This is a genomic window from Modicisalibacter sp. (genome assembly GCF_055145905.1).
Genome location: NZ_JBSREH010000047.1, coordinates 82,641 through 102,826, shown reverse-complemented (window position 1 = coordinate 102,826; position 20,186 = coordinate 82,641). Strand labels below are relative to the sequence as shown.

General features: G+C 64.8%; 19 protein-coding genes. 11 read left to right on the top strand and 8 right to left on the bottom strand.

The features are described 5' to 3' along the window. Window positions 1-48: 48 nt before the first annotated feature. A complete protein-coding gene (locus tag ACTCB7_RS14360) occupies window positions 49-1,437 on the bottom strand; it encodes an STY4851/ECs_5259 family protein (RefSeq protein WP_463007210.1) in 1,389 nt (462 codons plus the stop codon). Window positions 1,438-1,923: 486 nt separating this feature from the next. Further along, window positions 1,924-2,268 carry a DUF427 domain-containing protein gene (locus ACTCB7_RS14355; protein ID WP_463007209.1) on the bottom strand — a complete coding sequence of 115 codons (345 nt, stop codon included), beginning with the start codon at window positions 2,266-2,268 and terminating at the stop codon, window positions 1,924-1,926. 208 nt (window positions 2,269-2,476) lie between these two features. On the opposite strand from ACTCB7_RS14355, the gene ACTCB7_RS14350 reads away from it, so the two are divergent. Beyond that, entirely contained in the window at window positions 2,477-3,124 is a 648-nt protein-coding gene (locus tag ACTCB7_RS14350) for a 5'-methylthioadenosine/S-adenosylhomocysteine nucleosidase (protein WP_463007208.1), read from the top strand. Here the strand turns inward: ACTCB7_RS14350 and ACTCB7_RS14345 are convergent. The 3 genes from ACTCB7_RS14345 to ACTCB7_RS14335 form a co-directional block, all read right to left on the bottom strand. Further along, a complete protein-coding gene (locus tag ACTCB7_RS14345) occupies window positions 3,115-3,612 on the bottom strand; it encodes a hypothetical protein (protein WP_463007207.1) in 498 nt (165 codons plus the stop codon). The two genes, ACTCB7_RS14350 and ACTCB7_RS14345, sit on opposite strands and share 10 nt — an antisense overlap. Further along, complete coding sequence (locus tag ACTCB7_RS14340; RefSeq protein ID WP_463007206.1) at window positions 3,609-4,829, bottom strand: AAA family ATPase; 1,221 nt, start codon at window positions 4,827-4,829, stop codon at window positions 3,609-3,611. Before ACTCB7_RS14340 ends, ACTCB7_RS14345 begins: the two co-directional genes overlap by 4 nt. 115 nt (window positions 4,830-4,944) lie before the next feature. Beyond that, window positions 4,945-5,814, bottom strand: coding sequence for a LysR substrate-binding domain-containing protein (locus tag ACTCB7_RS14335; RefSeq protein ID WP_463007205.1), 870 nt, complete (start codon window positions 5,812-5,814; stop codon window positions 4,945-4,947). Window positions 5,815-5,906: 92 nt separating this feature from the next. On the opposite strand from ACTCB7_RS14335, the gene ACTCB7_RS14330 reads away from it, so the two are divergent. From ACTCB7_RS14330 to ACTCB7_RS14305, 6 genes are all read left to right on the top strand, one after another. Next, window positions 5,907-6,971 (top strand): NAD(P)H-dependent flavin oxidoreductase, encoded by a 1,065-nt coding sequence (locus ACTCB7_RS14330; RefSeq protein WP_463007204.1) that lies wholly within the window; start codon window positions 5,907-5,909, stop codon window positions 6,969-6,971. A gap of 187 nt (window positions 6,972-7,158) precedes the next feature. Beyond that, entirely contained in the window at window positions 7,159-7,770 is a 612-nt protein-coding gene (locus ACTCB7_RS14325; RefSeq protein ID WP_463007203.1) for a hypothetical protein, read from the top strand. A 236-nt stretch (window positions 7,771-8,006) separates the two neighbouring features. After that, window positions 8,007-8,972: an ornithine cyclodeaminase family protein gene (locus ACTCB7_RS14320; protein WP_463007202.1), complete on the top strand. Its 966-nt coding sequence runs from the start codon at window positions 8,007-8,009 to the stop codon at window positions 8,970-8,972. Window positions 8,973-9,201: 229 nt separating this feature from the next. Next, on the top strand, window positions 9,202-10,407 hold the full coding sequence (locus ACTCB7_RS14315; protein WP_463007201.1) for a GGDEF domain-containing protein: 1,206 nt from the start codon (window positions 9,202-9,204) through the stop codon (window positions 10,405-10,407). Window positions 10,408-10,730: 323 nt separating this feature from the next. After that, complete coding sequence (locus ACTCB7_RS14310; RefSeq protein WP_463007200.1) at window positions 10,731-12,017, top strand: MFS transporter; 1,287 nt, start codon at window positions 10,731-10,733, stop codon at window positions 12,015-12,017. Between the two features lie 119 nt (window positions 12,018-12,136). Further along, window positions 12,137-12,364 carry a DUF3820 family protein gene (locus ACTCB7_RS14305; protein ID WP_463007199.1) on the top strand — a complete coding sequence of 76 codons (228 nt, stop codon included), beginning with the start codon at window positions 12,137-12,139 and terminating at the stop codon, window positions 12,362-12,364. A 42-nt stretch (window positions 12,365-12,406) separates the two neighbouring features. Here the strand turns inward: ACTCB7_RS14305 and ACTCB7_RS14300 are convergent, their stop codons facing one another. Continuing rightward, window positions 12,407-14,188 carry a sodium:solute symporter family protein gene (locus tag ACTCB7_RS14300; protein WP_463007198.1) on the bottom strand — a complete coding sequence of 594 codons (1,782 nt, stop codon included), beginning with the start codon at window positions 14,186-14,188 and terminating at the stop codon, window positions 12,407-12,409. A gap of 340 nt (window positions 14,189-14,528) precedes the next feature. On the opposite strand from ACTCB7_RS14300, the gene ACTCB7_RS14295 reads away from it, so the two are divergent. From ACTCB7_RS14295 to ACTCB7_RS14285, 3 genes are read left to right on the top strand one after another with little or no spacing between them, the layout of a single operon-like run. Next, entirely contained in the window at window positions 14,529-15,443 is a 915-nt protein-coding gene (locus ACTCB7_RS14295) for a TRAP transporter substrate-binding protein (RefSeq protein ID WP_463007197.1), read from the top strand. Beyond that, complete coding sequence (locus ACTCB7_RS14290; RefSeq protein WP_463007196.1) at window positions 15,440-15,991, top strand: TRAP transporter small permease; 552 nt, start codon at window positions 15,440-15,442, stop codon at window positions 15,989-15,991. The genes ACTCB7_RS14295 and ACTCB7_RS14290 overlap by 4 nt, the downstream gene beginning before the upstream one ends. After that, window positions 15,992-17,296 carry a TRAP transporter large permease gene (locus ACTCB7_RS14285; RefSeq protein WP_463007195.1) on the top strand — a complete coding sequence of 435 codons (1,305 nt, stop codon included), beginning with the start codon at window positions 15,992-15,994 and terminating at the stop codon, window positions 17,294-17,296. Here ACTCB7_RS14285 and ACTCB7_RS14280 read toward each other — a convergent pair. Continuing rightward, window positions 17,293-18,651: a HAMP domain-containing sensor histidine kinase gene (locus tag ACTCB7_RS14280; RefSeq protein ID WP_463007194.1), complete on the bottom strand. Its 1,359-nt coding sequence runs from the start codon at window positions 18,649-18,651 to the stop codon at window positions 17,293-17,295. The two genes, ACTCB7_RS14285 and ACTCB7_RS14280, sit on opposite strands and share 4 nt — an antisense overlap. Continuing rightward, window positions 18,648-19,319, bottom strand: coding sequence for a winged helix-turn-helix domain-containing protein (locus ACTCB7_RS14275; RefSeq protein WP_463007193.1), 672 nt, complete (start codon window positions 19,317-19,319; stop codon window positions 18,648-18,650). Before ACTCB7_RS14275 ends, ACTCB7_RS14280 begins: the two co-directional genes overlap by 4 nt. A 217-nt stretch (window positions 19,320-19,536) precedes the next feature. On the opposite strand from ACTCB7_RS14275, the gene ACTCB7_RS14270 reads away from it, so the two are divergent. Beyond that, window positions 19,537-20,184: a hypothetical protein gene (locus ACTCB7_RS14270; RefSeq protein ID WP_463007192.1), complete on the top strand. Its 648-nt coding sequence runs from the start codon at window positions 19,537-19,539 to the stop codon at window positions 20,182-20,184. Window positions 20,185-20,186 lie beyond the last annotated feature (2 nt).

The following is a 20,186-nucleotide window of genomic DNA, read 5'->3' as shown; positions in this document are numbered from 1 at the left end:
TTCGATCAACCACTGATCCAGGCGGCCTGACGCCTGATGACAACCCGGTCAGAGCTTAGCTCGCCTGTCAGGTGGTCCAGTGAATGGGGTCCACTTCAGCCCGGGTTCAATCACATAGCGAGCCTCTCCTTCTGCCAGTACGCAACCTTCATAGATGCGATACCAATGCCCACCTTGGTCATCCGTTTGCAGTGCTTCTGCATACGGGGCCTGCATACCTGGCGGTACACGCAACAGAGCGTCAGCGGCCTGATACTGTACCGAGGCAATGCCAGCCAGCCGGGTGACATCGTCATCTTCCACAAAGACCGTTGGCAGATACTGCCAATCAATCTCGCTCGACTGAATCACTCGGGTATCCAGGCGCTCCCCCGCACAGGACGCCACCAGCAAGAGCGGCCTCTCCGGCTGTTGACGGGGGACACGGGCTGTTTCAGCAGGAAGCCTGACCGTCATCAGCTCGCCTTCCACTCGCCCGTAATCAACCCCCAGCTTGAGCGCCAAGCGTTCGCCCTCATAAAGCGCCAGCTCAACCCGGCTGTTGGTAATGGAATGCCCCTCCAGGTTTATCTGAAGGGAAGTGCCTAGCCATACGTTAGCTTCCAGCTGTGGTGTATCCAGGGTACCTCTCAGCCAATGCTCACAGGTAAAAGCACGCGCCATATCACGAGCATGCTTGCGCCTTTCAAGCTGCACACTGGCATCCACCAACCACTCATTGACAAGGGCCACGCCATTATCTTGCTCAAGTGGCAGGGGAAACTGTTCACGCCAATAAGATGCATGTTGATTTAGGAAGGCCGCCGGATCATTTTGCTGATCAAGCTCATACTCACTAGCCAATTTTTTCAAAGTTTCAACAATACTGGCAAGCAGGTGATAGGTATCATCGTTTTGGAAAGACTTCGGGAAATACCGCCTAAACTGACGAATAACAGAAACAGCTTCCTGGCCCGCATTTTTATGACTGAGACCCGCCTTGATAGCACGACCAAAACCATGTTGCTCACTCTGCAGCAGCCTCCATGGTAAACCACCTTCCGCAAACAGAGACCCCAGATAGTCAGCGCGCTGATCGCGATAACGCAAGGGGCGCTCCCAGAAACTCAAACCCAACTTGACCAGCTCTGCCCGATCGTTAGGCTGCAACTCAATATCCAGCTGTTTATCGAAGGCTTGCCAGGACCAGTGAGCGTCATACTCACGCCGATAGGTATCCGCCACAAACAGGCAAAACCCCGCAGCCCAATAGATGCCATACGTTGGGCTCAAGCGTTCCTCAGCATTCATGGTTAGCAGGGCTGCCAGAAACTCCCGCTCGCTTTCCCTGGTGGCATAACGATATAGCGGCTGACCATTAGGAGAAGTTCGACCTCTTCTGGCCAGATAAGCCCTGATCCACGTTTTAGCCGACTCACCTTCCACCGGATTTACCATGTATGAGCATCCTTTCCTCGTGAGTATGAAAACCGTGGCGCTTCTTTTAGTAAATACCTATTAATTAGCCAGGTAGCACACGTGCGCTATCACTCTTTAAAGACGATTTTCTAGCTGTAATATTCAGCCCATAGCCACCGCCTCTTCGTGCACGGGCATGCTTGATACCGGCATCATCAAAATACAGTCCCGGTGCCCACCGTGAGGCAATGCCAGCTGGCAGTGCAGCATTCAAGCGGCGTTTGATACGGTTCGTCGCCTAGCTGACATCCAGCCCGCGAACATACTGTATTCAAAATGCACCGGGCGTATGCACGCTGCTTCCAACGTGGTTTCATGCTGGTCAAATCACTCCTCAAAGCTATGGGGTAGCCACGGTTTACAGAGGTGCGCAATCAAAACATCGATCATCGTGCCGGCTGCATAACGCGGCTGAACGTGCATGCCTAGCTTGCCGGGAGGTCCGCTTTGGGTCGATAGCGGACATCACTCCACAAGCTCCGTCACCTTTTCCGCATCGAAAGCCAACCGCCCGGCAATCGCCTGCATCTCATCGATTGACCGTTCATAGCTCCAGGCTACATCGGCGATATCAGGCAGCGAGTAATAGGTGGTATCGCCCTTGAACGGGCAGTGGGTAACGGTAGAGGAAACCGACAGCTTCGATATAGCCACATCCGCACGCAGCAGATAGTGTCTCGGTGGATAACCACGCTCGCGCAGTTCGATGGCCCGGCAGGTATCGGCAATCAGCATGTCGCCATCGAAAATGCGAACCCGGCGGGTATGCGGATGCAGGGTAATGCGGGGTTCGGCGGTGTGATCGGCCATCGTCAGTCCCTTGCTGGTCGGCTGGTTCCTCAGCCTAGAATTAGGGATACATAATGTCACCGCCTGGAGACAATTTCACTTCGGCTTTTGATCCAGATCGGTCTTGCGGGTCTGGTCCGTTCAGCATTCGCCGAGCCATCCCACGCTTGGCGCCAACGCCCCCGCCCGCCATGATGGTGGCGCTCATAAGCTGCGGGAGACTCTCGGGATGCACCAGACACCACGCACACCGGCACCGCTGACGAACTTGGGCCGCCGCTCCGTGCTGTTCGTGATGGCGGCGGATGCCGAATACGGCCCGCATCTGCGGGAGCGGTTCACGCCCGTGATGATTGGCGTGGGGCCGGTCGAGGCGGCGGTGGAACTCACCGCGGCGCTGGCGGAGCTTTCAGCGCGCGGGCAACGGCCGGACCTGGTAGTGTCGCTGGGCTCGGCGGGCAGCCGGGATCTCGAGCAGACCGAGGTCTATCAGGCGACCTCGGTGGCCTACCGCGACATGGACGCCTCGCCGCTCGGCTTCGAGAAGGGCGTCACGCCCTTCCTCGACCTGCCGGCCACCCTGCCCCTGCCGCTGCGTATTCCCGGGATTCCCGAGGCCACGCTCTCGACCGGCGCCGATATCGTCTCGGGCGCGGCCTATGCCGCCATCGCCGCCGACATGGTGGACATGGAAAGCTACGCCTGCCTGCGTGCCTGCACCCGCTTCGACGTGCCGCTGGTGGTGCTGCGCGGCATCTCCGACGGCAAGGCGGAGCTGAACCATATCGACGACTGGACGGCGTATCTCCACGTCATCGACGAGAAGCTGGCCACGGCTGTGGATCGGCTGGGTGAGATGCTCGACGATCAGAGATAGTCCCGCATCTCCGGGATCGGCGAGCTGGCTTCACAGTGTATGACCGCCATCACGCGGATGCCGTGGTGATTCTCCAGCCGCTCCTGCTCCGGTTTGGATAGCAGGCCGTTGGTCACCACCACGGCTTTTTCCGCTACCCGCCCGCGGGCCCCCTCTTCCAGGCGAACCACCAGCTGCCGATATTCCGCCCGATGATGCTTCACGTAAGCCAGCTGCTCGAAGGCATGTGGGATATCGCCGGCTCCCTTGAGTTCGACGAGTACGGCGGCATGACGTTGATTGCCCTGCCAGAGGAAGAGGCCATCGCACTTCGGTTGGTTGTCGCGCAACACGCAGCCATCCAGCACCACGGCGACGGCCCGCTCCCCTGCCTTGGGGGTCAGGCGAACCAGCTTGCCCTGTTCACCGAGCGTGTACTCCCCGAGGCACTGCGCCTGTGTGTTGCCCATCTTCCGACACACGCAGCCCTGATACTCGCCCAGATTCATGCCTCGCGATGCTCCCACTCGATATCCCGCATCTCGTCATAGAGACGATTGATGGCATTGAAGTGGCTGAGCAGCGTGTCATCGAGCAGCCCCAGGTCGGCCGCCATCAGCGACTGGGCCTCGTTCGGCGTCACGTGATAGGCGGCTACTTCTTCCGGCGCTAGCGGCAACAGTGACCGGATGGGCTCGCTGGTGATCTCAAAGCCGTCGATCTGACTGCGCTTGAGGTGATTGTTGAGCGCCTCGACGATAAAAGGGCTATGCGTGGTGACGATGAACTGGGTATTGGGGAAGGTGGCGAGCAGGTCCCCCAGCACTCGCCGCTGCCACTCGGGATGCAGGTGCAGATCGACTTCGTCGATCATCACCACCGCTTCGGCCGCCAGCGGATCGTCCAGCTGCGGATTGGCCATGGCCATTCGAGAACTGAGGTCGATGACCAGCCCCAGCAGGGTCTGATAGCCATCGCTGAGCTGAGCGATATTCAACCACTCGCCTTCCTGCTTCACCGCGAAACGCAGCGGGTTGAGCTCGATATGCGGCTCGGAGAGGTCCGGGAATAACCGCGTGATGGCACGGCGGACGGCGTCCAGCTCGGGCAACGTCACATCGAAGCTCTTGTGCTGCTTCTGCAGGCGATGCTCCTCGTTCTCCTTGTTGTAGAACCAGACGAAGGCCGCCTTGAAACGCGTATCGGCGTTCAGCGCATTGGCCAGGGCATCGAAGCGTTCGTGTGACTTGGGAAACCCCTTGCGACTCAGGGGAATGTCCAGAAGGGCACGGCTGACGCCGTAATAGGCAAACACCGGCAGCTCGAAGGATTCACCGGCAGCCCAGGGCTCGATCACGGCACTGTCGAGATGCTGCTTGAGCGCCTTCACACCTCGCCCCGGAGGAATCTCGCCGGCCGTCTTCCTGCTGTTGTCGCGTCGCTGCAGACGATCCCAGCCCAGGCCCTGAGGGGTTTGCAGGGTAATCCGCGTGTAGGGAGCCAGGTGGTTATCCTGCTGATGGATGTCACCGCGTTTCTTGAAGGTCATGCCCGACACACCAGGCAGATAGGTGAGGATTTCACCGAGCCCGATGGCGATACCGTCCAACAGCGTGGTCTTGCCGCTGCCATTCGCGCCCATCAGCAGGGTCAGGCGCGGCCCCAATGTCATCGACAGAGAGGGCTTGGCGCGAAAGTTTTCCAGTGTCAGGCACTTGAGCTTCATTCAGAGGCATTCCGCCGGTAAGGGTTAGGCATAGAAGTCTGGCATGTTAGCGAAGGACGGTCGACTGATCGCCCGGTATCGCAGAATCAAGGAGCGCGCCACGCGGGCGTGTCGTTCATGCCTCCCCCAGGAACTGTCGAGCGAACGCCTGGAACGCGGGCGTCTCGTAGCCGCAGCGCCACAGCAGACGCGTGCTGACGGTGCCCATCTCCAGCGTGGCCAGGTCGTCCGACACGCGGCTCACGTCCAGCACGCTGCGGGGCAGCAGGGTGACGCAGGCGCCCGCCGAAACGGCCGCCACCATGGCGTGGTAGGAGCCCAGCTCCTGGATGCGCCATTCGCTTCCGGCGACGATGCCGAGTCGCTGTTCCGCCATGGCGCGGTAGGTGCAGCCCGGCCGGAAGGCGGCCAGAGTGCGGGTGCCAAGCTCCGCCGGCACGGTGGCTTCGGCATCGGCGGGCGGCAGCAGCAGCAGCAGCGATTCCTCCCAGACCGGCGCGCTTTGCAGCCCCATCTCGGCCAGGGCCGGTTCGTTCTCGAGCTCGGCGGGCAAGGCCACGAAGGCGCAGTCCAGCCGCCCGTCGCGAACCTCATCCACCAGCGGCCCCGAGGGGCCGGTGCTGACCTCGAGCCGGGTCGCCGGATGGGCGCGGTTGAAGGCCGCCAGCGGCACCGGCAGCCGGCTGGCCGCCGTGCTTTCCATGCTGCCGATGCGCAGGCTGCCGCCACCGCTGCCGCCCACGGCCTGCCGGGCCTCGTCCTCCAGCGCCAGCAGGCGCTGTGCGTAGGTCAGGAAGCGCTGCCCCGCCGTCGAGAGCGTGATGCGCTTGCCGAGGCGAATGAACAGCTCCGCGCCCAGCTCCGCCTCCAGCTGCTGTATGCGCGTCGTGACGTTGGAAGGCGCCCGCCCGAGCCGCGCGGCGGCGCGGGTCACGCTCAACTCGGCGGCGACAGCCTCGAAGATTCTCAGGGTTTCCAGATCCACATCATTCGCCTTTTGAAATTCATTGATCTATTTTATTCTTAATTTGAGAATAAATGAAAGCCATCGTTCCCGCACTCGTGGAGGCCTTTCCCATGACAGCGTCGAATCCCCTGACCGACCGGCTCGGCATTCAGCCCATCATCCAGGCGCCGATGGCCGGCGTGGCCACGCCGGCGCTGGCCGCGGCCGTGTCGAATGCCGGCGGCCTGGGCTCCCTGGGTATCGGCGCCAGCGGCGTCGAGCAGGCCCGAACAATGATCGAACAGACCCGGGCGATGACGTCCCGCCCGTTCAACGTCAACGTCTTCTGCCATGCGCCCGCACTGCGCGACGCGGCCCGGGAATCGGCCTGGCTCGCCCACCTGGCCCCGCTGTTCCGGGAAAGTGACCGCGAGCCGCCGGACGAGCTCGACGAGATCTACCGCAGCTTCGTGGAGGACGATGCGACCTTCGAGATGCTGCTCGAGTCGCGCCCCGCCGTGGTCAGCTTTCACTTCGGCTTGCCGTCCGAGGCTCGGATACGCGCGTTACGGGAGGCGGGCATCTACACGTTGGCGACGGCCACCAGCCTGCAGGAGGCGCGAGATAGCCAGGCGCGGGGCGTCGACGCGATCGTTGCCCAGGGCGATGAAGCAGGCGGGCACCGCGGCTGCTTCGACCCGCAAGCCGACGATGAACAGCTGAGCACGTCCGTGCTCGTTCGCTGGCTCGTCAAGGAGTTGGCCCTGCCGATCGTCGCGGCCGGCGGCATCATGGACGGCCAGGGCATCCGCTCGGCCCTGGCGCTGGGCGCCTGCGCCGCCCAGCTGGGAACCGCCTTCATCCTGTGCCCGGAATCGGCGGCCAACGAGGGCTATCGCGCGACCCTCAAAAGCGAACGTGCCGGGGTGACCCGCATGACCACGGCGCTTTCGGGGCGTCCGGCGCGCGGCATCCTCAACCGCCTGATTCGCCATGCCGAGGCCACGCCCGAGGCAACGCCCCCCGCCTATCCGGTGGCGTACGACGCGGCCAAGCGGCTCAACGCGGCGGCGGCCGGCCACGGCCATCATGACTTCGCGGCGCACTGGGCCGGACAGGGCGCGCCACTGGCACGCGAACTCCCCGCCGGCGAGCTGGTGAGCCAGCTGCTCCAGGAATGGCACGACGGCGCCTGACGCCACCGGCACTCGCCTGCCCGCTTCGCGTTTCGCGGCACCGCCGAAGGCCCCGGCTCTCCTATACTGATTGGGTTGGTCGACGCGTGCCGGGCCCTCTCACCCTGGGCCGCAAGCGGGCTCGGCGATAACGCTGGCGGGCGCCTGCCCGATGCGGCCGGCCCGGCGATGCCGGGAGGAGAGTCCCATGCGTGCAGTCATGTGGGGTGGTGTGATCCTGGCGGGTCTGACGGCGGCCCCACTGGTAACGGCGAGCCCGCCTCCGGGCCAGAACATGGAGGCGACGGCGTTGATCGAATCGGTGCGCGCCGCCACACGGCGCTTCGAGGATGTCAACGCGGCCCTGGCAGCGGGCTACGTGCCGGACCCGTCCGGTGAATGCGTGACGGCCGAGGCCCATGGCGCGCCCGCCGAGCTGGGGGCCATGGGCATCCACTACCTGCGCCCCGACCTGCTCGGCTTCACGGTCACCGCGCCGCGGGTGGATGGCACCGGCACCCATACCGACTTCATGAACCCGGCCATCCTGCTCTACGAACCCCAGGAAGACGGTTCCCTGGTGCTGGTCGGGGTCGAGAATCTGGTGTTCCGCAAGGCCTGGGAGAGCGCGGGCCACGGCGCGCCGCCGGTCCTGGCCGGGCGCAACTGGGAGTACATGGTCGATGACCCGACCACCCCCACCGAGGAGGCCCACCACTTCGAGCCCCACTACGATCAGCACCTGTGGTTTCGCGACAATCCCAACGGCAACCTCGAGCCGTTCAACCCGACGGTGACCTGCCGCCACCACAAGGTGTGACACCCCGCGGCCGGGCCTGGAAACCCGGCCGCTTCCACACTGGATGCGCCCCTCCTGATGAGTCGGGCCCTCATCGACTGCCGTAAACGCTCATCACCCGTTCATCGTCCCGGGCCGCCATCGGCGTTCAGACGACGACGTGACTCGGCGCCCGCATGGCATAATCGGCCGACCCGGGCATGGCGCCACACGGCGGGCGCGCCATCCCGACACACAGCAAGGAGGGGAGGCACCACATGAGCCTGAACGTCATCGATTATGAAGCGGCCATCGATCACCTGTCATGGGACGGGGCCATCGAGGCGCTGCGTTCCGGCCACCGGGCCGCCAGGGCCGAGGTCAACGACCTGGTCCTCGGCCCGCCGGAAGGCGCCCTGCTCAACCGCGCCGCCTATATCGCCGGCACGGGTTACGGGGTAAAGGCGGTGACCGTCTTCGACGACAATCCGGCCCACGGCCTCGCCACGGTCCAGGGAGCAATGCTGGTCTTCGAGCCCCAGCACGGCTGCCTGTCGGCGGTGATCGACAGCCGGCTGGTGACCGAATACAAGACCGCCGGCGATTCCGTGCTGGGTGCCCAACTGCTGGCACGGCCGGACAGCCGGCAGTTGCTGATCGTCGGCGCGGGCACCCTGGCACGCAGCCTGGTCAAAGCCTATGCCGCCGGCTTCCCGGCGCTGGAGCGCATCGCCGTCTGGGCCCGCAGGCCGGAGCAGGCGCAGAAGCTGGCCGAAGAAATGCAGGACATGACGGTCGAGGTCGCGGCGGTCGATGACCTGCCCCAAGCCGCGGCCCAGGCCGACATCATCTCGACCGCAACCATGGCCCGCACGCCGGTTATCCAGGGAGCCTGGCTGCGGCCCGGCACCCATGTCGACCTCATCGGGGCCTACAAGGCGGACATGCGCGAGGCCGACGATGAACTGCTTACCCGGGGCAAGCTCTACGTCGACAGCCGCGAGACCACGATCGGACATATCGGGGAATTGATGATCCCCATTGCCGCGGGGGTGATTACCGCCGACGACGTGCAGGGCGATCTCTACGATCTGGTGCCGGGCACCGCCGGCCGCCAGACCGACACGGAGATCACCGTCTACAAGAACGGCGGCGGCGCGCACCTGGACACGATGATCGCCCGCTATATCGCCCAGGCCATGGCCGACCGGGATCTCGACCGCCCCCGACCCGGCGTTGACTAGCGCGTTGGTCTATACAGGCATCACTCGCACCAGGGACTGGTTTATCTTGGTGGCAAGCGGTCGCGGGGTACTGGCTGAGGCTGGCAGGGGCATTCATCTCGAACCCCATGGCGGGGAGTTCAAGCGACACGCGAATGGGATATTTCGGCCCTGTGCCGGCGGCCTTGGCGCCGGCACAGGGCAAGGCGCTGCACTGGCTCAATGCGTGCAGGATGGGGAGAAATGACCGTTGTCGTCACCAATAATAAAACACCAGCTGCACTGGCTGACCGGCCAGTTTCACGAGCCGGACAAGGAAGCGATGTATCGCCGGGAGAGCGAGCCCAGAGTTCGCGCTGAGTCCTGCCTGACGCTGAGCGTGGCGGCTCTGATCTTCGGCATGTTTGCCATTTCCGATTATTACTATATCGGCCCCGGTACCGCGCTCTATCTACTGCTCGTCGTGCGGGCCCTGGTGGTGGTCTCGTGCCTGACCCTGGCATTCGTGATCAGACGCCGGGGCGGATATGCCCGCAGGATATGGCTCCACGCCCTGCCGCTGTGGATACTGGCTACGGGAATCATCCTGATCATTCCCCTGCGGCCCGAAAGCCTCTCCACCCAGGTCACCTCCTTGGTGGTGGCCATCATGGCCTTCTACCTGCTGATCCCCAACCTGCTTCCCATCGTGGCAACCGCCAGCCTCTACCTGAGCGTGGGCTTCCTCGTCGCCGCGGTGATGGCGGCCGATATTTCCGCTGTGGTAGCACTGCGCCTGTTGCTGTTGCTTGTCATGGCCAACGCCGTCGGCTTCTTCGCCCTGCTCCGTCTGGAAAAGCTGCAACGCAAGCAGTTTGCGCTGCTGCAGGAAGAGCGTGTCCAGAACCATCAGCTGGTCGAGGAAATCGCTCACCGGAAGTCGCTGGAAAAACAGCTGCGCATGGTCGCCGAGCGAGATGCGTTGACGGGCCTGGACAGTCGGCTCTACTTCATGCAGCGAGCGCAGGAATTGCTGGCACAGTCGCAGCGTGAAAACACCCCGTTCAGTCTTTTCATGATCGACGTGGATCACTTCAAGGCCATCAACGACACCTGGGGGCACAGCCAGGGAGATCGGGTACTGACCGCGATTGCGGGCACCTGCATGAAATCCCTCAGACCCCAGGATGTGATAGGACGCTTCGGGGGCGAAGAATTCATCGTGGCCCTGCCGAATACCCAACCGGAAGACGCTCAAGGCGTGGCGGAACGCCTGAAGCAGCAAGTCGCCGAACTCTCGGTGATAGAGGCCATGCCCGAACATCGCCTGACCGTCACCATCGGTATCGCCGGGGCCGCCACCGCGGAAACCGACTTGCCCGCCCTGATCAAGCAGGCAGACCGGGCCCTGTACGCTGGCAAGCACGACGGGCGAAACCGGGTCGTGATGCAAAACCCCACTATGCTGAAAACGTAACACCATGCGCCCCTGCCGACGGACGGCTTGAAGCGTGCCGTGAGTCCTCCTAGGATTCGGCGGGGCTTGTCTGCGCGTGCACAACAACCGCCCCGGGTCCACACCCGACGGCACCGAACGCGCTTTCTCGTGCAGCTCGGTATCCGCTCCGAGAATGATCCGACCGGCCTTCGTCCCCCATCCCCTTCCCTGTCAGGCGAGGACCGCATGGCAATCACGACGAAAACGGATTTCACCCAGCCCCGGGCAGTCATCGCACCACCAAGGGCCCGCCTGAATGCGGAACGGGCCGGCATCCACCACGCCTGCCGGAGGGAGACGCCATGAGACCCCTTTCGAGTACCCAGTTCGCGCTCTTCGGCGCTGCGCTGATTGCCATCAGCTACGGCCTCGCGCGCTTCGCCTTCGGGCTTTTCGTCCCCCAGATTCGCGCCGAGCTGGACCTCACTCCCTATGTCATCGGCATCATCGGCGCGCTGCCGCTAATCAGCTTTCTGCTCGCCACGGCAGTCGCGCCGCTCACCACCGATTACCTGGGTGCTCGCTACGCGGCGGTGCTGTCCGGCGCCTTCGGTGTCGGCGGCCTGGCACTGATCAGTCAGGCCCCCAACGCCCTGCTGCTCGGCGCCGGGGTATTCGCGTGCGGCATCTGCACCGGCCTGATGATGCCGGCCCTCACGGCGGCCATGCAGGCGCTGGTAAAACGCTCGCTGCACGGTCGCGTCAGCTCGGTGATGAATGCGGGGACCAGCATCGGCGTGATGGTGGCCGTGCCCACGGTGCTGTTTTTGGCCGATGCCTGGCGCCTCGCCTACCTATCGTTCACCGTCCTGGCCGGGCTCGGGGTGATCGGCGCCTGGCTGTTCCTGCCCTCGGTCGTGCGCATCGTGCCGGCCAATGCCGCCCCGCCGGCGCCGTTCAGCGAACTGCCCTGGTCGCGCCTGATCCGCCTTTCCCTGTTTGCCTTCGTGATGGGCTTCGTTTCCTCCGCCTACTGGATCTTCGCACCCGATCTGGTGGTCAACCTCGGCGATCTTTCGCCCGGCACCACCGGGTGGCTCTGGCTGGCGGTGGGCGTTGCCGGGCTCGGCGGCGCCGTGGTGGCCGATCTGGCCGATCGCAACAACCCGCCCATCACCCATGCCCTGATGCTGATGATGCTGGCCGCGAGCCTGGCCCTGCTCGCGGCGAGTCCGAGTCAACCGTTGCTGGCGGCGTTCTCCGCGCTGGTCTTCGGCTTGGCCTACATGAGCCTGACGGGGCTCTATCTGATGACCGGCATCCGCCTGTTGCCGGGCCGGCTGTCGGCGGGGCCGGTACTGCCCTTCATGGCGGTCTCGCTCGGCCAGGCGACCGGCTCGCCGGCCGTCGGCGGGCTGGTGAATGCCTTCGGTTACGCCGATGCGTTTTCCATGTTCGCCGCGCTCGGCATCCTGGTGGCCATCCTGTCGCCCTTCTACCCGGGCCATATCGAGCTTGGTGCCGAGGAGGAAGCCGAGGAGGACACCGGCCTGCAGGCAGCCTACGACCACCAGCTCCAGAACGACGAAGGCGAGCCGCTGGAAGAGCCCGCCGAGGACGACGCGGACAAACCGGCAGTCAGCCAGTAAGGCCGATGCCACGACCTTCTGCACCGGGGGTCGCCCATGGTCCGGCCCGATAGGCCGGGCCGGCGGCGAGGCGCCAGCGCCTGTATGGCATAATCGCGCCATCGACACAGGAGCCCGCCATGAAGCCCGAGGATCTGGAAAAGCTGGTCACCCGCCGCATGCCGTTCGGCAAGTACGAGGGGCGGCTGATCGCCGACCTGCCCGGCCCCTACCTCAACTGGTTCGCCCGCGAGGGCTTTCCACGCAGCGAGATCGGCCAGTTGCTGGAGTTGATGCACGAAATCGACCACAACGGCCTGAGCGACCTGCTCGAGCCGTTGCGGCAACGCCATGATGCGACGAATTGAGTGACGCGGCGGCCCCGTTCATTCACGGGGCCGCCGCCCGGCTCAGGTCTCCCCGGCGCGCGCGGCACTCATGGCCGGCTTGCGGGCACGGACCACCCAGTACCCGGCGGCGCCGGCGATGAACAGCATGCCGCCACAGCCGACCGCCAGGGCATAGGCGCCCCACACCGCACTATCGGAAATCGCAAAGCGTCCGGCAAGGCCGGACAGCGTCTCGGCGTACTGGTACCAGAGAAATACCCCGACGCCGATGCCCGCCAGCATGGTGCACACCGCCACCCAGCGCGAGCCGGTCATCCAGCCGGCATTCAGACTCTCGTCGTCCTGGTGCAGGAAGGCCAGGTAGTCACGCTCCGACTGGCTGACCCGGGTCATCCGCGAGGCCACGATGATCGCCACCAGGGCCGCCACGGTGCTGATCACGACCGGGTGCAGATAGACCGGCAGCGAAATCCATCCGGCCTGATCGGCCAGCGAGAGCAGCAGGTTGCCGACGAAGCCGACCACCAGCCCCCAGCCTGCCCCGGCGGCGGTGATGCGGCGGCTCCAGATGCTCATCAGCGCCACCGGCCCCCAAGACGACGCAAACAGGGTGGCCGCGAACCACACCACGGCCATTACCGCCGGTGGCTGGAACAGCGCCAGCACCAGCGCGATCAACCCGGCCGCCAGCACCGCAAGCCGACTGGTGCGCATGGCGGTCTTCTCGTCGCGCGACGGCGGCAGGATGTCGTTGGAGAGGCTGAAGCCGATGATCGACAGGAAGGTCGAGCAGGACGACAGCCCGGCGGCGAAGACGCCGGTGAGAATGACGATGCCCAGCCAGGTCGGCAGGATGTTGAGCGCCGACCAGACCATGGCATGCTCGGCATCCAGGTCAGGCTTGTAGAGGTTGATGGCCGCCCCGGTAATCATCATCAGCGCGTAGAAGATCGCCAGTGCCACGGCGGTGAACATCGCCGAGCGCATCACCACGTGCTCGTTGCGGGCCATCAGGTAGCGGCTGGCCTGCCAGGGGCTGGCGGCGAGCACGGCGGCCCACACCAGCCCCAGTGTCAGCCCCCAGGTCAGCGATTCACCCGGCGAGGCGAAGTTCGCGTCGCTGCCCTGGATCACGCCGTGCCAGAGCGCGATGCCGGGCTTGTCGGACTGGCTCATCAGGCCTTCCAGAACACCGTGCCAGCCGCCCAGGTCGTTGATGATGTAGAGCGACCCGCCCAGCGCCGCCAGCGAGAAGATGACGAACATCACCGTGTCGGTCAGCACCACGCCGGGCGATCCCGAATAGAGAATGAAGCCGGTGTAGGTCAGCCACACCAGCACCAGCCCCACCCAGTAGGGCAGCCCGGTGAGTTCCTCGAACATGATGCCGGCGCCCTGCATCACCCCCAGCAGATAGGCCCCCAGGCCGAACACGGTGGTCAACCCGGCAATGGCCTGCACACGCCGCGAAGCGAAGCGCTTGCCGAAGAACTCGGGCACCGTGAGCGCACCGCTGCGCCGCAGATAGCGACCGAAGGCCAGCGCCCCCAGCAGGCAGCCGGAGGTACTGACCGAGGCGAAGATCAGCATCACGAAGGGATAGCCGCTGTAGGCGAAGCCGGTCTCGCCGAGGAAGGCGCTGGTACTCAGGTAACTGGCCACCAGCGTGCCGAGGATGAGGAAGGTCGGCGCGTTGCGGCCGGCCACCAGATAGTCATCGAGATGCTTGACGCGTCGACCGGCCAGATGGCCGATGACGAAATAGCCGATCAGGCTGAGCAGAATGGCAATGGTATAGACCATGGCAATACCCGTGATTGTGGACTTGTTGGTGTTTGCCATGATGCAAGCCCGAGCCCATATCAACGTTCTGTGTGCGTCATGCCAGGAGGCCCTGGCGACACCCGCTCCACGCCCCCGGACACCACGCCATAGTTATAAAAGCGGATTATCGGGCATCATCTTCGAACGTCGCTGGGCGCGTCGTTCATGAAACATCGAGTATCGTCACGAAGCCTTCCTGGTCGGGAGTTTTCCATAAACCTCATTGTACAAACGACTACAAACAAGGATTCTCCCGATGCGCATGACAACACTGTTATCGTCGAAAACGCTTCTGAAAGGCTCACTGCTTCTGGCCGGCCTGGCCGTTGGCTCATCATCCGCCTTTGCGGCCACCCGCATGGACTTTTCCAACGAATACAATGCCAGCTCGATCCATGCTCAGGGCGACGCCTGGTTTATCGATCGGGTCAAGGAACTGACCGATGGCGAGGTCGACATCACGCTGCACACAGGGGGCTCGCTGGGCTTCCGCTCGGCGGACAACTTCTATGCCGTGGCGGACAATGCCGTACAGATCGCCGACAGTCTTTCCGGCACCCTGGGCGGCATCGATCCCATCTTCCTGCTGTCCTCACTGCCCTTCGTGGCCGATGATGTCGAGTCCGCCCACCGGCTCTACGACATCGCCCGCCCCGAATATGCCAAGGTCTTCAAGGACAATAACCAGATCCTGCTTTACGCCTCACCCTGGCCGGCCAGCGGCATCTGGTCCAAGAATCCGGTGACCAGCATGCAGGATCTCCAGGGACTGAAGATCCGCAGCTATGATCGCAACGGCACGGAAACCCTGATGAATGCCGGGGCCTCGCCGGTCAAGCTGTCCTGGGCCGATGTGGTTCCACAGCTCGCCACCGGCGGCATCGAGGCCGTGCTGACCTCGGCCGAGGCCGGCGCCAATGGCAGTTTCTGGGAACATCTCAATGACTTCAGCGCGATCAATTACGCGGTCCCGCTCAACATGGTTCACATGAACCGGGATGTCTTCGATGATCTCAGCAAGGCCAACCAACAGGCGATCCTGCAGGCGGCGAAGGAAACCGATGCCCATAACTGGGACGTGGTGAAGCAACGCCTGAAGAAGAACTACACCCAGTTGCGTGAGCATCAGGTAGCCATTCACGATCCCATCCCGTCCGATTTCCAGGCCGGCCTGGAAAAGGCGGCCAAGCCCGTGGTCGCGAACTGGGTCGAGACGGCCGGCAAGCGCGGCCGCGATATCCTCGAGCAGTATCGCAGCCAAGAGGCCGAATGATGGCGGCGCCCGAATCGCCCGCCAGCGACCGGCCCGGCCCCGTACTCATGGCCCTGACCCGGCTGTCCAGCGCCCTGGCGGCGCTGGGCGCCGGCATCGCCATGCTGCTCGTGGTCTACATGCTCGGGCACATCCTGCTCGAGATCGGCCTGCGCCTGTTCGGGCACTCCACGTTCATCCTCGACGAGTACATTGGCTACAGCGTGGCCGCCATGACCTTCCTCGGCCTGCCGTATGCCCTCGAAAAGGATGGATTGATCCGCGTGTCACTCGTTCTGGAGCGGCTGCCCCGGGCCTGGCGCTGGCCGCTGGAGCTGTTCGCCAGCGTGTCGGCACTGCTTGCCTTCGGCTGGCTGGCCCGCTACTGGACGCTGGCGGTGGAACGCAGCTACGCCCGCGGCATCATCAGCGAGACCATGGCCAGAACCCCGCTGTGGATTCCGCAAGGCGCGGTCCTGCTGGGCCTGTACCTGCTCTGCTTCGCGCTGGCCGTGCGCACGCTGCAAGTCCTCGCGCAACGTCAGGCCTTCCGTCCCGGAGGACAATGAATGGACATGCTACTCACGGGTGCCGGCGTCGTTGCCCTGCTGCTCGGCGTGCTGGCGCTCGGCAGCTGGGTCTTCTCCGGCCTGGTCATCGTGGCCATGCTCTCGTTGTGGGGGCTGGGTGACTTCGATACCCAGCGCATCGGCCTGATTCTTTCCAAGATTCTCTTTCGCGCCGCCAACAGCTGGGAACTCTCGGCCATTCCGCTGTTCATCCTCATGGGCGAGCTGATCTTTCGCTCCGATATCTCCGAACGGCTGTTCCGGGGCCTGACGCCGCTTACCCGGCACCTTCCCGGCGGTATCCTGCACACCAACGTCATGGGCTGCACGCTGTTCGCCGCCGTCAGCGGCTCGAGCGCCGCCACGACCGCCACCGTCGGCAAGATCACCACCCAGGAGCTGGCCAAGCGCCACTATGATCGCAACCTGTCGATTGGCTCCCTGGCCGGCGCGGGTAGCCTGGGGCTTCTGATACCGCCCTCGATCGTGATGATCGTCTATGGCGTCCAGGCCGAGGTCTCGATCAGCAAGCTGTTCATGGCGGGTGTGCTGCCAGGGCTGTTGATCGCTGCGCTGTACATCGGCTATGTGGCCATGCGCAGCCTGATCGATCCGAGCATCGCCCCTCGCGGAGAGGATGACGCGACCGGCCTGGGCGGCGCTCTGCTGAATCTCGCTCCGGTACTGGGACTGATCGTGATCGTCCTCGGCGCCATCTACAGCGGTATCGCCACGCCCTCCGAGGCCGCCGCGGTCGGCTGTGCCGCCACCCTGGTGCTGCTCTTGTGGGAGCGCCAGCTGACCCTGCGGCTGTTCATCGATGCCCTGAGCGGTGCGCTGATCAGTGCGGTGATGGTCTGCAGCCTGCTGATCGCGGCCGCCCTGCTGTCCACCGCCATGGGCTACCTGCACCTGCCGCGGGAACTGGCGGGCTGGATCGCCGACCAGGCATTCTCGCCGATCGCCCTGCTGCTGGCCCTGGCGGTGTTCTACATCGTGCTGGGGCTGTTCCTGGATGGCATCTCGATTACCGTGATGAGCCTGCCGATCACGTTGCCGATCATCGTCCAGGCCGGTTACGACCCGCTGTGGTTCGGGGTCTTCCTGGTCATCATGGTGGAGCTCGGCCAGATCACCCCGCCGGTGGGTTTCAACCTCTTCGTGCTGCAGGGCCTGACCGGTGAGAGCATCGGTCGCGTGGCGCTGGCCTCGGCGCCGTTCTTCGTGCTGATGTGCATCGGCGCCCTGATCGTCTGCCTCTGGCCGTCGATTGCCCTGTGGCTGCCGACGGTGCTGTCGGGTTAGCGATCGCCCCCCACAGCGGGCGACAGGCCGTCGAAACGCACCGACACTCGCAGCCCGGGTCCGGCGTCTTCCAGTGTCAGGGTCGCCTCGTGAAGCTCGGCGATGGCGGCGACCAGGCTCAGACCCAGGCCGCTCCCGTCGCTCGTCCGGCTGCGCTCCATGCGGTAGAGACGTCGCAATACCCGGGGGCGCTCGCCCTCGGGGATGCCGGGGCCCTCGTCAATGACCTGCAGCACCGGGGATGGGCCTCCCTCGACGACCAGCTGAATCCGGCCGGGCGGAGTGTGGCGCAGGGCATTCTCGATCAGGTTGGCGATCAGGCGGCCAAGCAGGGTCCGGTCGCCGCTGACCACCGCGGCACCGTTGACCCGGGCCTCGAGACGATGGCCGCTTTCCTCGCTGGCCGGCTCGTAGACATCGGCCAGGCTGGTGGCCAGCGAGGCGAGATCGACCGCCGTGAAGTTGGCCCGCGCCTGGCCACCTTCCAGCTGGGCAATCTGCAGCAGCGACTGGAACGTCGCCACGATATGTGCGGTTTCGGCCCGCGCTTCGGCGATCGTGTCACGCGCCGATGCCGTCAACGAGCCGTCATCCAGCCGGTCGAGCAGCACGGCGACCCGCTGGATGGGCGTTCTCAGGTCGTGGGCGACATCGGCGGAAACCTGCCGAAGCGCCTCCATGGAGGCTTCCTGTGCTTCCGCCATGCGATTGACCGCCACCCCGATCTGGCCGAGGTCATCGTCGACCGCCCCCGAAATCGCTACCCGGGCGTCATGGTGGCCGGAGGTCAGTCTGGCGAGCGCCGAGCGAATGGCCTCGACGCGATCGCGGGCCCGGCGGGCGACCAGCGCACCGATGGCGGTCACCAGCAGCAGTGCCGGCACCAGGCTGAACAGCAGGACCTTGGCAAACGTTTCGCCCAGCTCGTTGAGGCTGTCGCGACCGACCAGCAGTGTCAGCCTGCCCTCGCCGACGGGCCCCTGCCAGGCGAGATAGCTGTCCGCCAGCGTGGATGACGGGCGCGGGATCGCGTCATGGCCGATCACGCTGTACGCCGACGCCTCGATGGGAACCGTGAGATTGCCCAGGACCGGCTGGCCCGGCTCGGTATAGCGCAGCAGCAGATCGCGAGGCTGCGCCCCGGCGGCAATTTCGCCGATCCGCTCGCGGATTTCATCCGGCTCCGCAATGGCGCGCAGCATATCCACGGTCTGCTCGAGCTGGGCGTTCACCTCACGGGACAGGGATGTGCGCGTGACCAGATAGGCGGTGGCATAACCGGCCAGGGTGAAGAGCACGAACACCACGACCAGCGTGGCCGTGAGCCGCAGGGGGGTCGAACGCAGCCTGTTCATGCCGGAATCCGGTAGCCGGCGCCCCGCACCGTTTCGATCAGCTCCTGGTCGAAGGGCTTGTCGACCTTGCCACGCAGCCGGCTGACGTGCGTTTCGACGACGTTGGTCTGCGGGTCGAAATGGATGCCCCAGACCGTTTCCAGCAGCATGGTCCGGGTCTGGACGCGGCCCTTGCGACGCAGCAGGCATTCGAGCAGGGCAAATTCGCGGGGCAGGAGGTCGATGACCTGCCCGGCCCGGGTCACCCGACGGGTCAGCAGGTTCATCTCGAGATCCCGGGCCCGCAGCACCGTCGGCTCTTCCGCGGGCGGCGGGCGCCTTGCCAGGGCGGCGACCCGGGCGGAGAGTTCCCCGAAGACGAAGGGTTTGACCAGATAGTCATCGGCCCCGGCGTTGAGCCCCTCGATGCGGTCTTCCACCCCGTCGAGTGCCGTCAACAGCAGGATAGGAACGGGAAGCCGGGCGCCGCGCAGCGTCTGCACGATGGCCAGCCCGTCCAGGCCCGGCAGCATCCGGTCCACGACCAGCACGTCATGGCCGCCCGCTGCCGCCTGCACCAGGCCTTGCGCGCCATCCGTCAGCAGATCGACGACATGCCCTTCTTCGCGCAAGCCATCCACGATGTACCGACCGGTCAGGCGGTCATCTTCGATCACCAGTATTTTCACGCCGTACTCGCCATCCGTTTCCCGAGCCCGGCATCAGTGTACACCCCGCCTGGCGAGCGTCTTCGCCCTGACTCTATCTGGCGATGTCATGCCATCGGCGCAGGGCCCGTTCCATGGGGCCCGCCGCGACCATTACAAATCTGTATAGCCCGGCGAAGCCGACCGTATTCAAGCGCGCACAGGCTGGGTGGTGTCCATCAACCATGTGGAGCCACCCATGAAACAGATCCTGCTTGCCGCGCTGCTGATCGTGGTGCCGGTCAGCGTGTTCTCCGCCACGGAACTCTGGCTGTCACCGGGCCAGAAACCGTCTGCCAGTGCCGGGGCGGACGCCCCCAACCCGCTCGGCGACCTGGCGGAGTATCAGGCCATCGTCTCCGACACCCGGGCGCTCGTCGATGCCGGGAAGCTGAACGCGGCCGAGCACCGCGCCACCGACTTCGAGACCAAGTGGGACGACGCCGAGTCCTCGCTGCGCCCGAAGGCACCCGCTGCCTGGGGGAACGTCGATGCGGCGGCCGATCGCGTCTTCGCGGCACTGCGCACCCCGTCTCCCGATGCGAAGACGGTGAAAACGCGGCTGACGGCACTGTCGGACCGGCTCAGCCACCCCTCGGACGGCGGGCCGAAAGGCGGCGTCCAGCAGGTGGCCGGCATCGCCGTGACCGATGCGAACGGCCACGCCATCCCCTGCGAAACCCTGCTCGGCAAGCTGCGCAGCGCCCTGGCGAACGGCGCAATCGGTGATGCGGACCTCGCCACGGCAAGAAGCCTGCAATCCCGGGCCACGGAGCGCTGCAACGCCGACGACGACGTGCATTCCGACCAACTGTCCGCCCGGGCACTTGCCCTTTCCAGCCAATGACG